Origin of the sequence: Microlunatus sp. GCM10028923 (assembly GCF_042666975.1) — a bacterium.
GTDB lineage: Bacteria > Actinomycetota > Actinomycetes > Propionibacteriales > Propionibacteriaceae > Microlunatus.
Window position 1 is genome coordinate 454,486 of sequence record NZ_JBHTFF010000004.1, and the last position, 13,504, is coordinate 467,989.

General features: G+C 70.0%; 9 protein-coding genes. 1 reads left to right on the plus strand and 8 read right to left on the minus strand.

Annotated elements, in window-relative coordinates:
* Positions 1 to 40 precede the first annotated feature (40 nt).
* The 7 genes from ftsY to ACFQU4_RS12400 form a co-directional block, all read right to left on the minus strand.
* The gene (gene ftsY / locus ACFQU4_RS12370; RefSeq protein WP_377491805.1) at positions 41 to 1,264 is read right to left on the minus strand and encodes a signal recognition particle-docking protein FtsY; all 1,224 of its coding nucleotides are present in this window, start codon (positions 1,262 to 1,264) and stop codon (positions 41 to 43) included.
* Between the two features lie 17 nt (positions 1,265 to 1,281).
* The gene (locus ACFQU4_RS12375) at positions 1,282 to 2,394 is read right to left on the minus strand and encodes an esterase-like activity of phytase family protein (RefSeq protein ID WP_377491808.1); all 1,113 of its coding nucleotides are present in this window, start codon (positions 2,392 to 2,394) and stop codon (positions 1,282 to 1,284) included.
* A 122-nt stretch (positions 2,395 to 2,516) separates the two neighbouring features.
* The gene (gene hpaD, locus ACFQU4_RS12380; RefSeq protein ID WP_377491811.1) at positions 2,517 to 3,569 is read right to left on the minus strand and encodes a 3,4-dihydroxyphenylacetate 2,3-dioxygenase; all 1,053 of its coding nucleotides are present in this window, start codon (positions 3,567 to 3,569) and stop codon (positions 2,517 to 2,519) included.
* Positions 3,566 to 5,062: an aldehyde dehydrogenase gene (locus ACFQU4_RS12385; RefSeq protein WP_377491814.1), complete on the minus strand. Its 1,497-nt coding sequence runs from the start codon at positions 5,060 to 5,062 to the stop codon at positions 3,566 to 3,568. The genes hpaD and ACFQU4_RS12385 overlap by 4 nt, the downstream gene beginning before the upstream one ends.
* A 2-nt stretch (positions 5,063 to 5,064) precedes the next feature.
* A complete protein-coding gene (dapA, locus tag ACFQU4_RS12390; RefSeq protein WP_377491817.1) occupies positions 5,065 to 6,006 on the minus strand; it encodes a 4-hydroxy-tetrahydrodipicolinate synthase in 942 nt (313 codons plus the stop codon).
* Complete coding sequence (locus ACFQU4_RS12395; RefSeq protein WP_377491819.1) at positions 6,003 to 6,710, minus strand: GntR family transcriptional regulator; 708 nt, start codon at positions 6,708 to 6,710, stop codon at positions 6,003 to 6,005. Before ACFQU4_RS12395 ends, dapA begins: the two co-directional genes overlap by 4 nt.
* A complete protein-coding gene (locus ACFQU4_RS12400) occupies positions 6,707 to 8,479 on the minus strand; it encodes a fumarylacetoacetate hydrolase family protein (RefSeq protein ID WP_377491822.1) in 1,773 nt (590 codons plus the stop codon). Before ACFQU4_RS12400 ends, ACFQU4_RS12395 begins: the two co-directional genes overlap by 4 nt.
* 377 nt (positions 8,480 to 8,856) lie before the next feature.
* Between ACFQU4_RS12400 and ACFQU4_RS12405 the strand changes: the two genes are divergently transcribed.
* Positions 8,857 to 11,202 (plus strand): DUF222 domain-containing protein, encoded by a 2,346-nt coding sequence (locus ACFQU4_RS12405; protein WP_377491826.1) that lies wholly within the window; start codon positions 8,857 to 8,859, stop codon positions 11,200 to 11,202.
* Between the two features lie 342 nt (positions 11,203 to 11,544).
* On the opposite strand, the gene ACFQU4_RS12410 is transcribed toward ACFQU4_RS12405, so the two are convergent.
* A complete protein-coding gene (locus tag ACFQU4_RS12410; protein WP_377491829.1) occupies positions 11,545 to 13,167 on the minus strand; it encodes a TROVE domain-containing protein in 1,623 nt (540 codons plus the stop codon).
* Between the last annotated feature and the right edge of the window lie 337 nt (positions 13,168 to 13,504).

The following is a 13,504-nucleotide window of genomic DNA, read 5'->3' on the forward strand; positions in this document are numbered from 1 at the left end:
ATGTCGACAACCCGACCTCGCGGGAGGGCCGAGTCGCCGGTTATGCGGCCGCGGCGGGGGTTTCCAGGAGCGCGTCGACGAAGGATTCGGGCTCGAACGGGGCCAGGTCGTCGGCGCCCTCACCGAGGCCGACCAGCTTGACCGGTACGCCGAGCTCGCGCTGCACCTGGATCACGATGCCGCCCTTGGCCGAGCCGTCCAGCTTGGTCAGGACGATCCCGGTCACGTCGACCACCTCGGCGAAGATCCGGGCCTGGGTGAGCCCGTTCTGACCGGTGGTCGCGTCCAGCACCAGCAGCACCTCGGTCACCGGAGCCTGCCGCTCGATGACTCGTTTCACCTTGCCCAGCTCGTCCATCAGGCCGGCCTTGGTGTGCAGCCGGCCGGCGGTGTCGATCAGCACCGCGTCGACCTCCTGCTCGATCCCGGCCTGGACCGCCTCGAACGCGACGCTGGCCGGGTCGGCGCCTTCCGGACCCCGTACCGTCGGAACACCCACCCGTTCGCCCCAGGTCTGCAACTGGTCGGCGGCCGCCGCGCGGAACGTGTCAACCGCGCCGAGCAGCACGTCGTTGTCCTCGGCGACGAGCACCCGGGCCAGCTTGCCGACCGTCGTCGTCTTCCCGGTCCCGTTGACGCCGACCACCAGCACCACGGCCGGGGTCTCGCCGCGCCGGGTGGCCAGGCTGCGGTCCAGCGACGGGTCGACCAGCTTGATCAACTCCTCGCGGAGGATGCCGCGGGCCTGGTGCGGATCGGAGATGCCGTCCACCCGGAACCGGGTCCGCAGCGTCTCGACCAGTTCGGTGGTCGGGCCGACGCCGAGGTCGGAGGTGAGCAGCGTGTCCTCGAAGTCCTCCCAGGTCTCCTCGTCGATCCGGTCCCGGGAGAGCAGCGTGAGCAGGCCGCGGCTGAGCGCGTTGCCGGATCCGGCCAGCCGTTGCCGCAATCGGGCCAGCCGGCTCTGCCTCGGCTCCGGCCGCTCCAGCTCCGGGGCGGCCGGCTCGGCCACCTCCGGCTCGGCGACCTCGGTCGACCCATCGGTCGTGGGCTCCGTTGCCGCCGTCTTGGGTCGATCGACGACCTCGGCCTCGTCTTCCGGCGGCGCCGCGACCGTACCGCCGGCCGAGGATTCGGTCGGCAGCTCGGCCCGGTCCTGACCGCGGCGCAGGGCTGACCGCCGGCCGACGGCGACGAAGCCGACGATGACCACCGCCGCCAACAGGACGCCACCGACCAGGTACCAGATGATTGTTGGATCCACCCGGTCAGCTTAGGGCCCTAGGACAGGTCGACCGCGAGCGAGTAGAAGCGGGTGATCTGGGTGGCGCCGCCGTTGTCGTCGGAGATCAGGAAGAGCTGACGGCCGCGTCCCGGCAGCCAACCGCCCAGGGCCATGCCCTCCACGTTGTCCAGCAGCGGATTGGGCTGCGGCTGCTTCGCCACCGCGCCGGACGGCGGTGCGTTCACCAGGTCGCAGAGCAGCCGCTTCTTCAGGAAGACGTCGTCGGGTGCGTCGGCCAGCGAAGCCCGATCGGTGACGTCGGCGGCGTGCCGCAGCGACACCGTGAAGATCCGGATCGTGTTGCCGACGCCGGGCGTGTAGCCGCGTTCCAGGGCGAGGAGTTCGCCCCGGTCGACGACGACGAGCTCGACCAGGGACAGCCCGGAATCGGGGCGGTACGCGTGCTGGGCGGCGACCCGGTAGTCGCCGCCGGGCCGGCCCTCGTACCGGAGGATCCGGTTCCGGGACCGGCCGTCGGCGTCCGTGCCGTCCGCGGCGAGCGGCCCCTCCATCCCAGCGAACAGCGTCCGCCCGTCGCGGCTCGCGGCCAGCGCCTCGAAGGTCGCATTCGTCGCGGCCTCGCCGGCGGGAGCGACCCGGAACCGATCCGGTACGGGCAGCGAGGCGGTCTCCGTACCATCGCTCAGCCCGAACCGCCGGATCGACGGCTCCCGCTCCGAACTGGCCAGGATCGACCGGCCGCCGCGCTCCGCGACGAGACCTTCACCGTCGAAGTCGGCCCCGGTGTACGGAGTGCCGTCGGAACGCCGCAGGATCGTCAGGCTCTCCACCGCGACCTCCGGCTTGCCGCGCCGCGCCTCGATCTCCAGCCCGAACACCCGCGCCGGCGTGGTCCCGATGTTGTCGACGAGCGCGAGCGCATGGCCCGGCCGGGTCAGGGCGAGCGCGGACAGCCCGGCCACCGGCTGCCCTTCATAGGTCGTCTTGTCCAGGCTGTCGCTGAAGCCGAGGAACTGCGCGTCGGCCGAGCAGGCGCCGCCGGTCGGCGGATCGTGCTGGGCCGCGGCGGTCTGCGGCGTGGCGAGGGCGCCGCCGAGGGCGACGGTGGCGAGCGCGACGGTTGCTGCGAGCGAGTTCTTCCAGCGCACGTGTTCCTCCCGAGTTCAGTGGTACGGGCCAGCAAAGCCCTGCTCGCCGAACGGAAGGTGAACGACGTCCGCACCCACCACGCACCCTGAGCTTGTCGAAGGACAGACCATCCGGCCTGCGCTCAGACCTGGTCGCCCAGCTTGAAGCCGCGGTCCTCCCCCTCGGTCCTCGTGTACGAGAAGCCGTCCGCGCCGATGGTGACCGCCGCCTCGGCCGGGTCCGCCCGAGGCCGGTTCGGCACCGGGTTGCCGTCCAGGTCGAGGACGGCGGAGGCTTCGGCGTACCAGCTGGGCACGACCGGGTTGCCCCACCAGTCGCGGCGCTGGTTGTCGTGGACGTCCCAGGTGACGACCGGGTTGTCCGGGTCCCCCGTGTAGTAGTCCTGCGTGTAGAGCTCCACCCGGTGCCCGTCCGGATCCCGCAGATACAGATAGAAGGCGTTGGAGACGCCGTGCCGGCCGGGCCCGCGTTCGATGCAGTCGGAACGGCGCAGCGCGCCCAGCCGGTCGCAGACCGCCAGGATCTGGTGCGACTCGTGCGCGGCGAACGCGACGTGGTGCAGCCGTGGGCCGTCGCCGCCGGTCAGGGCGACGTCGTGCACGGTCGGCTTGCGGCGCAGCCAGGCCGCGTAGGTGACCCCGTCGGAGTCCTGGATGTCCTCGGTGACCCGGAAGCCGATCCCTTCCAGATAAGCGATTCCGGCCGGCAGATCGGGCGTCACCTGGTTGACGTGATCAAGCCGGGCCAGGGATCCGGTCCGGTGCAGGTCGTAGCGCCAGGTCAGCCGCTCGACGTGCTCGACCTCGTGGAAGAACTCGTACGGGAAGCCGAGCGGGTCGATCACCCGGACCGCGTCACCGACACCGTCCACGAAGCCGCCGGCCGCACGCCGGGTCGGGCAGCCGAGCGCGCGGTAGTGGGCCTCGGCGGCGTCCACGTCTTCGGGGGTACGGACCCGGAAGGCGATCGCCGCCGCGGCCGGCACCGGCCCGGCGCGCAGCACCAGGTTGTGGTGGATGAACTCCTCCAGCGTGCGCAGGTAGAGCGCGTCGGGAGTCTCCTTGGTGATCACCAGCCCGAGCAGATCCACGTAGAACTCGCGGGCCGCGGCGAGATCGGAGACGATCAGCTCGACGTACCCGCAGCGCAGGATGTCCGGCGCATTGTTGATCATGATCGGGCTCCGAACTTCGGGGTGTGTACGGGTCCGAGGCTGACGTGGACGGCCTGCTGGTGGCTGTAGAAGTCGAGCGAACGGTAGCCGCCCTCCTGCCCGAGCCCGGAGGCCTTCACCCCGCCGAACGGGGTGCGCAGGTCACGCACGTTGTGCGAGTTCAGCCAGACCATGCCCGCCTCGATCCGGTGCGCCAGGTTGTGGCCGCGCTCAAGATCGTTGGTCCACAGGTAGGCGGCCAGACCGTACTTCACCGCGTTGGCCAGCCGCAGCGCCTCGGGCTCGGTGTCGAACGGGGTCAGCGTCACCACCGGCCCGAAGATCTCCTCGGTGAAGATCCTGGCTTCCGGAGCCACGTCGGCGAAGACGGTCGGGGAGACGAAGTTTCCTTGATCAAGACCGGGCGGCCGGCCGCCGCCGGCGAGCAGTTTGCCCTCGGTCCGGCCCAGTTCCACATAGGAGAGGACCTTCGCGCAGTGCTCCGGATGGACCAGGGTGCCGACCTCGGTCGCCGGGTCGCTCGGGTCACCGACAATGATCTTGCTCGCCCGCTCGGCGTACGCGGCGCAGAACTCGTCGTAGATCGGCCGTTCGACGAGGATCCGGCTGCCGGCCGTGCACCGTTCCCCGTTCAGCGAGAAGACGCCGAACAGGGTCGAGTCGATCGCCGCGTCGAGATCGGCGTCGGCAAACACGATCGCCGGCGACTTGCCGCCCAGCTCCATCGAGAGGCCCTTCAGCCGAGGTGCCGCTCGGGCGAAGATCACCTCGCCGGTCGCGGACTCGCCGGTGAATGAGATCAACGGCACGTCCGGGTGCGCGACGAGGGCGTCACCGGCCTGCTCGCCGATCCCGTTGACCAGGTTGACGACGCCGTCCGGAACCCCTGCCTCGGCGAAGATCTGGGGCCACAGGCTGGCCGACAGCGGCGTGAACTCGGCCGGCTTCAGCACCACCGTGCAGCCGGCCGCCAGGGCCGGGGCGAGCTTCCAGCTCTCCAGCATGAACGGCGTGTTCCAGGGCGTGATCAGGCCGGCCACGCCGACCGGCTTGCGGTGCACGTAGTTCAGCTGCCGGCCCGGCACCTGGTAACTATCGTCGGACTGGGCCACGATCAGGTCGGCGAAGAAGCGGAAGTTCTCCGCGGCCCGCTGGGCCTGACCGAGGGCCTGGGTGATCGGCAGCCCGGTGTCGAAGGTCTCCCAGGCGGCCAGCCGTTGATCTTGGGCGGCGACGGCATCGGCGATCTTGTTCAGGATGCCGGCGCGCTGCCGGGCGACCATGCCGGGCCATGGCCCGTCGGTGAAGGCGGTCCGGGCGGCGGCGACGGCCCGGTCCACGTCCTCGGCCCGGCCGGCGGCCGCGGTCAGGTACGGCTCGTTGGTCATCGGGTCGAGCACCTCGAACGTACCGCCGTCGACGCTGTCCACGGGCTCGCCGCCGATGTGGTGGCGCAGGTGGTCCGGCAGATCCGCGGGCCTCCGGTCGTTCATGATCAACTCCCTCCTTCGGCGGGTCCGGCCGGGCTGAGGAACTCGGCGCCTTCGGCCAGCAGTTCGGCGATCTTGACCCGGGCCGGCTCGGTCGGTTCGATCAGCGGCGGCCGTACGTGAGCGGAGGCGATCAGGCCGCGTTGCTGCAGGACGAGCTTGGCCGGCGCCGGGTTGGTCTCGGTGAACAGCAGGTCGACCAGCGGGTGCAGCCCGTAGTGGATCCGGCGCGCCTCGGCAAGATCACCTTCGGTCCAGGCGCGATACATCGCGGCGCAGGCGGCCGGCGCCAGGTTCGCGGTGGCACTGATGTAGCCGGCGCCGCCGAGGGCGAGCAGCGGCAGGCAGAGCAGTTCGATCCCGGACCAGACCAGCAGCTCCGGTCCGCACCGGTGCAGCACCCGGGAGAAGTGCTCGAAGTCCTTGGTCGTCTCCTTGATCCCGACGAAGTTGTCCAGGTCCGTGAACAGCCTGGCCACGGTCTCGGGAGCAAGATCAACAGCGGTCCGGCTCGGCACGTTGTACGCGATCACCGGCAGGTCCGGGAACTCGCGGGCGACCGCGACGTACCAGCGGTACAGGGCTTCCTGGGTCGGCCGCGCGTAGTACGGCGTGATGATCAACACGGCGTCCGCACCGGCGTCCCGGGCGGCGGCGGTGAGTTCCAGGGTCTCGTCCAGCTTGGCGCTGCCGGTGCCCGGCACGAACGGAACCCGATCGGCGACGGTACGGGCGACCAGGCGGATCGCCTCGGCCCGCTCGGCGATCGTCTGCGCGCTCGGCTCCCCCGTGGAGCCGCCGATCGAGATGCCGTGCGAGCCCTGCTCGAGCTGCCAGGTGACCAGCCGGGCCAGGCTCTGCTGGTCGAGCGCCCCGTCGTCGGTGAACGGCGTGATCACCGGCGCCAGCGAGCCCCGGATCCGGGCCGGATCGCTGCGAAACCTCATCGCGCCGCCTTTCCGTTGCTGTGGTCGAGGAACGCCTGCAGGGTGGCGTCCCGGTGTCCGCGGACGGCCGCCTCGACGGCGGCGCGACCCTTCTCGGGGTCGGCGCGGGCGGCCTCGATCGCGGTGATCAACTTCTCGTGCTCGGCCACCGACCGGCGGGCCCGGCCAGGGACGAAGCTGAACGTCGAGTCGCGCAGTCCGGCCAGCCGGGTCCGGGTCCGGCGGATCAGCTCCAGCAGGTGCCGGTTCGGGCAGCGGTGGAACAGCACTTCGTGGAACTGCAGGTTGAGACGGGTGAACTCGGGCGGGTCGAAGTCGTCCAGCGTCCGGGCCAGCGCCGCGTTCAGCTCCCGGGCGCGATCAAGATCATCATCGGTGATCAACGGCAGCGCCAGACCGGTGGCGATCCCCTCCAGCGCGCCGAGGGTCTGCATCACGTCGACGTACTCGGCAGGGTCGGGCATCGCGACCTGCGCCCCGACATTCTTGGCGTAGCTGACCAGCCCCTCCGCCTCGAGCAGCCGGATCGCCTCCCGGACCGGTGCGACACTGATCTCCAGCTCCGTCGCGATGGGCCCGAGCACGAGCCGGTAACCTGGTGGGAAGCTGCCATCGGCGATCTTGCCGGCCAGCCAGGTGTAGGCGCGCTGTGCTTTAGAGGTTTCAGGGGCCGTCGAGGTCTCCGACGCCGTGGAGTCGATCATGGTCGCCACTGCCGGTACTTCTCCCGCCACGTCTCGTTCATCGGGTACAGCCCGTCCACCGGCTCGCCGGCGGCGACCTGTTCCGCGATGAAGGTCTCCTGCCGCTCCTGCTCGACGGCGTCGGCCGCGACCTCGGCGACCAGCCCGGGCGGGATCACCAGCACCCCGTCCGCGTCGCCGATGATCACGTCACCCGGCTGCACCGTGGTGCCGCCACAGGCGATCGTCAGGTCGACGTCCCACGGGACGTGCCGGCGACCGAGCACGGCCGGATGAGCGCCGGCGCAGTAGACCGGCAGCCCGAGCTCAGCGACCGCGTCATGATCACGAACCCCGCCGTCGGTGACCACGCCCGCGGCCCCACGTACCTTCGCCCGCAGGGCGAGGATGTCGCCGATGGTGCCGGTGCCGGGTTCGCCGCGCGCCTCGATCACCAGGACGTCACCCGGGTCCAGACTGTCGACGGCCCGTTTCTGGGCGTTGTAGCCGCCGCCGTGGCTCGCGAAAAGATCTTCCCGCAGCGGCACCATCCGGAGCGTCCGGGCGGTCCCGAGCAGCCGCTCGCCGGGCCGGAGCGGTACCACCCCGTCGATGCTGACGTTGTCCAATCCGCGCTTGCGCAGCTGGGAACTCAACGTCGCCGTGCCGACCTGGCCCAGCGCCGCCCGAACCTCCTCGGTCAGCACCCCCGGCACTCCCCCGGCCCGGGCCTCGGCTCCTTCCACACCACGAGCCTCGGCACCTTCCGCGCCTTGAGCCTCGGTTCTCTCCGCGCCCTGAGCCGAGATCCCCTCCGCACCCTCAGCCTCGGCCCCCTCCGCGTCCTCAGCCAGGGTTCCTTCCGCATCCGGAACCGAGGTTCCCGCTGCGCCATGAGCCTCGGTCACCGCTGCACCCTGAGCCGAGATTCCCTCCGCCTGAGCCTGGATCCCCTCCGCGCCCTGAGCCGAGGTCCCCTCCGCGCCCTGAGCCTGTCGAAGGGCCTCGGCTCGTCCCGCACTGCTCCCCCACGCGTCGGCCCGGGTCGCATCGTCCACCTTCGGCCCGGCCCCGTATCCCGCCAGCGGCACCTCACCCGCGCCCACCGTCGTGAGCAACCGTCCGGTCGTCGGCCCGCCGGGCACGTCCACCTCGACCTCGACCCGATCACCGGGCTTGATCACCGAGGCGCCGGCGGGCGTACCGGTCAAGATCAGATCGCCGGCCTCGAGCGTGATCAACTGGGACAGATCGGCGACCAGCCGAGCGAAGTCGAAGATCAACATGCCGGTGTCGTCCTCTTGCACCGGCTCGCCGTTCACCCAGGTACGCAGCCGCAGCCGACCCGGGTCGATCCGTTCCGCCGGGATCAGCACGGGACCGACCGGAGTGAACCCGTCACCGCCCTTGGACCGCAGGTTGGACCCCTTGTCGGCGTACCGCAGGTCGTAGACACCCAGATCGTTGGCCGCCGTCACGCCGGCCACTCGGGCCCAGGCCTGCTCCGGTGCGACCCGCCGCGTCGATTCCTTGATCACCAGGGCGATCTCACCCTCGAAGCCGAGCAGCTCGGTACCCGCAGGCCGCTCCACCACGCCACCCGACCTAGCCAGCGAGCTCACCGGCTTGAGGAAGTACGACGGCTGCTCCGGCCGCCGCCCGCGCTCCGCGGCGCGCGACTCGAAGTTGAGGTGCACCGCGATGATCTTGGTCGGGTACGGCAGCCCGGCCCCGCCGTCGTCGTACGGCAGCGCCCGGAACGGCAGCGGCGTCATCGCCTCCGAAATCATAGTTCGGATCGTATACGATCCCCGTCGCCCTGAACAGTGCCGGGCCTGAGTGCCTGACCCAGGCCCAGTGAGCTGCAGCTGCTGACCGATCTCTCTGGGCCAGATCGGTGCAGCAGACAGTCTGGACCGTCGGTACCGGACCAGGTTGCCCAGCGCCAGCGGCGTACCGCACCGAAGACCGACAAAACATCCCGACGGCTCACCCTGGACCCCGGCGCGGAAGGCGAACGGCGCGGTCAGCGAGCTCCTCGACAGCCCGCCAGGGATCGCCGGAACGGCCATTCAGCCAGTACCTTCCAGCACCGCGATACGAGGTCCGAGTGTCAGTGGTCGCCATTAGCGTTCTTCATACAGGTAAGAGGAATCGGGGGACGACGATGACCATGACACACGAAGGGCAGGCGGTCGAGGCGCCGCCGTTGAGTCGGGAGGCGGCCGAAGAACTGGCCGACCGGATCTGCGCCCATGCAACCCGACAGGCCCGCGACACCTGCGAACTGTTGATCTTGATCGGCGAGTTCGACGCCGGCCAGGGCTGGGGCTGGTCGCAAGGCTTCAAGTCGGTCGCCCACTGGCTGGCCTGGACCTGCTCGATGACCCAGGCAACCGCCCGCGAACACATTCGGGTCGCGCGAGCGTTGCGGCGGATGCCGACGGTGACCGCAGCGTTCGGCGCCGGTGAGCTGTCCTACTCGAAGGTACGAGAAGTCACCCGCGTGGTCGACGTCGTCGACGAAGCCCAGCTCTGCCAACTGGCGAGGTATGCCACGGCGTCCCAGCTGGCCCGGATGATCTCCAGCTACCGGGCCGCCGCTGGCACCAGGATCCAAGCCGAGAGTCGCCGACTGTTCCGGCTGGTGGCCCGAGACGGCGACCCGATGACCGGTGTCACCGGCCGCCTCCCCGCGGAGGAGTCCGCGATTGTGACCGCGGCCCTGGAACGGGCCAGAGACCTCAACAGCACCCCACCGGCCGACGACTCGGCGCAGACCGACCCTGACCAGCACGACGCCACCCCGCCCTACACCGACGCCGACGCGTTCCTGGATGTGTGCCGGCACTACCTCGCAACCGCGGTCACCGACGACGAATCAGGCGAGGACCGCAGCCTGGTGATCATCGAGGTGGCGGCCGAACAACTGGCCCTCGCCGAGGTTGCGGCTCGTGTGACCGCACGGGAGCACCCGGTCACCCTCGGACAGCTCGCCACGGTCGAGCTGGACGACGTTCCCGCGGGAACGCCTCAACCGTCCGCTGCCGCCACCCGGACCGCCGATGCAGGCGAGCTCTCCCCGGGAACGGGTGTTTGGCCGACGATCATCTCACCGGCCGTACGAGACGGAGACGTTCCCGCGGGAACGCCTCAACCGTCCGCTGCCGCCACCCGGACCGCCGATGCAGGCGAGCTCTCCCCGGGAACGGGTGTTTGGCCGACGATCATCTCACCGGCCGTACGAGACGGAGACGTTCCCGCGGGAACGCCCCAACCGGCCGGCATCTTGCCCCGGATCGCCGATCCAGGTTCGGTTTCCGCCGGAATGGGTCGTCGGTCGACCATCCCCTCCCCGGTCGCGCGGAACGGAGACGTTCCCGCGGGAATGTGGCGACCGGCGAGCGAAGCCTCTCGGATCAGTGATGCAGGTGAGGTTTCTGCCGGGGTGGGTGTTCGGTCGACGATCATCTCTTCGGTTGCGCGGAACGGAGACGTTCCCGCGGGAACGCTGCAGCCGGCGAGCCAAGCTTCCCGGATCACCGAAGCGGGTGAGATTCCCAGGGAAACGGGTGTTAGGCCGATGATCACCGCCCCGATCGCGCGGGGCGGAAGCGTTCCCGCGGGAACGCCGCAACCTGCCGGAATCACCTCTCGGACCGCCGACCCGGTAGAGGTTCCCGCCGCGACGGACGGTCGGCCGATGATCACCGCCCCGATCTCGCGCAACGGAGACGTTCCCGCGGGAACGTCGCAACCGACAGAGCTCGCTTCTCGGACCTCCGACCCGGAAGACGTTCCCGCGGGAACGCCTCCAGGCACAGCGGACCGGACCGAAAAGCCGGATTCTCAGCACCCACCGACACCCCGCCCAGGCAACCAGGAATCGACCTTGCGGGCTCAGGTGTGCACCGTCCGTGGGGCCGGGCCGATCGAGCCGCAGACCGCGCAGCGCATGATCTGTACCGGGTCGATCCTCGGTGCGATCGTGGACCGGCACGGCGACGTCCTCGCCCTCGGCCGGACCCGACGGCTGGTGTCGAAACGCCAACGCCGCGCCCTGCTCATCCGCGACCAGCTGTGCCAGTTCCCCGGCTGCTGGCGAGACCGGCGCCTGCAAGCCCACCACACCGTGCCCTGGTCCCACGGCGGCACCACCGACCTGACGAACTTGATCTTGCTCTGCGGCGCCCACCACACCGCTGTCCACGAAGGCGGAATGACCATCGTCCGCCGAGCCGGAGCCCCGTTCCTCGGCGCCCACACCGGCGACCCGGGCTGGCAGTTCCTGCTTCCCGGCGGGCAACCCGTCGCCGAATCGGGCTGGCGGGTGATGCCAACCGACAGGCTCTTCCGCGAACTCTCCACCGTCCACCCATCCGGCCCGAACGGTCATGATCATCCCGACGCCACCACGATCCGCACCATCGGCGGCGGCGAAGGCTTCAACCTGCACAACTGCGTCGAGGCCCTGTTCAGCATGACCATGGACCAAGATCACGCCGCCGCCTGACCGGGCCCAGGCCCTGGCCCTGTCCAGGACGGGCCGAGCTGACGGGAACCCGAGGTTACTCAGCGCACGTGGTGCCGGCCGGTGCCTCGGTGCTGGTGCTGGCGCCGACAGACCCGCCGGGCACGACTACGAGCGGGGTGTCCGGGGGCGGGTGACCGTGCCGGGCGGCGGTTGCGGGGCATCGTCATCGAAGACCGGTGTCGGGGTTCAGGCCGATCGTTGTGTTAACGATCCGCGGCTGCAACGGCTTCAGCCTGCACAACTTTGCCGAAGCCCACTCAGCATGACCATGAACCAAGATCACGCCGCAGCCTGAATCCTCGCCGGGGTGGGACGACCGACTCAGATGTCGCCGCGGGAGAAGTCGGCCAGCAACTGCGGCGCCGCGGAGTCGACGCCCACCAGATCGAGCATCCCCGGGTCCGACGGGTCGGCGATGGTGAAGCCGGTCGAGGTCATCCCCCAGACCACCAGCCGGGCCGGAATCCCGGTCTTGCGCCGGTACTCGGCCAACGCCTGATGCGGATGGATCTCCCCCGCCCAGGTCTCGCTGTCGGTGATCACCAGGAACGTGTCGACCTCGAGGCCGTCCTCGAGCGCCTTGATCATCGGCAGCGCACAGTCGGTCCCGCCGAACGGCAACCCGGACACGCTCTCGATCACGTTTTCCAGCCGTTGCCGCGGACCGATCGTCAGTTCGGTGAGCGCCGACGAACCCCAGGTGCCACCGTCCGAGGTGAAGCCGTAGACGGCGGTCTTCGGCTCCGTGGCGACGGTGATCATGGACATTGCCGCCGAGGCGTCCCGCGCGGTCAGCGGGCTGCCGGCAATGGGGACGCCCATCGACCCGGACACGTCCAGGCCGATCATGGTCCGCCGGTTCGCCGGCACGACGTTGCCGAAGGAGGCGTAGAACGCCGCGTCCAGCGCATCCACCACCGGCCGGGCCGGGGTCCACGTCGTGGAACCACGGAAGGACTGGCCGGCGGCATAGGTACGCAGCGCGACCAGCACGTTGAACGGATGGATCCTGGCCCGGCTCAGCAGTTCCGGGTCGGTCAGCTGCGCCACCACGTCGATGGTGCGATCACCGTCACGCAACGGGTTGCCGATCACCTCGAGCCTGGTCAGCCGGGGCAGCTGCCGGATCAGGGCGGTCATCGGCAGGCCGACGTCGATCAGCGCCTGCCAGACCTTCCGCTCGGTCAGCGCCGCGTCCGGCAGCATCTCCCAGGACAGCTTGTAGTCCTTGATCAACCGGACCCAGTCCTCGGCCGACGCGGCGGCCTGAGCGGCGACGTAGCCGTGCACCAGCCTGGGCAGCTGGTACGACAGCTCGTCCTGGGCGACCCAGCGGTAGAGCGCGTTCCGCAGCTGATCATCGGTCTTCGGGTGGATCAGCCGCAGCAGGTCGCGCTGGCTGAATCCCTCCCGGCTGCGGTACTTGACCAACTGGTACGTCAGCGCGTCGACATCCTTCGCCTCGTACCAACGCCGACCGGCCCGCATCAGCCCGGAGCCCCAGCCACGGAACTGCATCACGTACTTGGCGAACAGCATCAGGTGGGTTCCGGTACGCAGCACCTCGGGCATCGCCGCGAACGCGGCCGCCCGGCCCTCCGGCAGCTCCGCGGCGGCAGCGATGGCCAGCGCGAAGATGGTCGGGTTCTGCTTGGGCGCCCGGCCGGCCAGCGACACCTCGCGGACGATCTCGACCAGCCGGACCGGGTCCTCGGCGGCGAAGTCGATCACGACCTGCGCGTTCTCCCGCGTCAGCTCCGCCTCGCCCTGGTAGTAGGTTCCGCCGCTGGTACCGATGATCAGGAACCGCCGCAGCCGTTGCTCCGGGGTGACCTCGAAAACGTGCCCGCCGGCGTGGTTCGGCACCTGGTCCGGCGTCGCCGGCCGCGACTGCGGCGTGCGCCGGGTGGAGATCCGGGTCAGCGGATCGGCACCGTTCGTCATGATCATCTCCCTCCCGGAACGTCGGCGGTGGCCCTCAGACAAGGTGTCGACAACCCGAATATTCCAGCGTTCTGCCATTGAACTACGGCGGAACCGAGGTTCCGCCGGCGGGAATCGAACCCGCGGCCTCTGGACCCTAAGTTAACGGACTGTCTGCGGTCTGAGGACCACCGATCAACCGGCACATCCCGCGGTGTGTGCCGGCAGAACGGCGGGGAGGGGACAAGGCACGGGACCGGGGTCGTTCTCAGCGATAACCGATCACCTTCGGTCCCCTCCGGACCACTGCTGTTCAGCTTTCTGCCTGCTCAGCGTACGACCAGGGCCGGTCACAGGC

Bases quoted from the DNA above. Each gene is read 5' to 3' on its own strand.
- hpaD (WP_377491811.1), bottom strand. From the start codon at position 3,569: ATGATCAACAATGCGCCGGACATCCTGCGCTGCGGGTACGTCGAGCTG.
- ACFQU4_RS12385 (WP_377491814.1), bottom strand. From the start codon at position 5,062: ATGAACGACCGGAGGCCCGCGGATCTGCCGGACCACCTGCGCCACCAC.
- dapA (WP_377491817.1), bottom strand. From the start codon at position 6,006: ATGAGGTTTCGCAGCGATCCGGCCCGGATCCGGGGCTCGCTGGCGCCG.
- ACFQU4_RS12395 (WP_377491819.1), bottom strand. From the start codon at position 6,710: ATGATCGACTCCACGGCGTCGGAGACCTCGACGGCCCCTGAAACCTCT.
- ACFQU4_RS12400 (WP_377491822.1), bottom strand. From the start codon at position 8,479: ATGATTTCGGAGGCGATGACGCCGCTGCCGTTCCGGGCGCTGCCGTAC.
- ACFQU4_RS12405 (WP_377491826.1), top strand. From the start codon at position 8,857: ATGACCATGACACACGAAGGGCAGGCGGTCGAGGCGCCGCCGTTGAGT.
- ACFQU4_RS12410 (WP_377491829.1), bottom strand. From the start codon at position 13,167: ATGACGAACGGTGCCGATCCGCTGACCCGGATCTCCACCCGGCGCACG.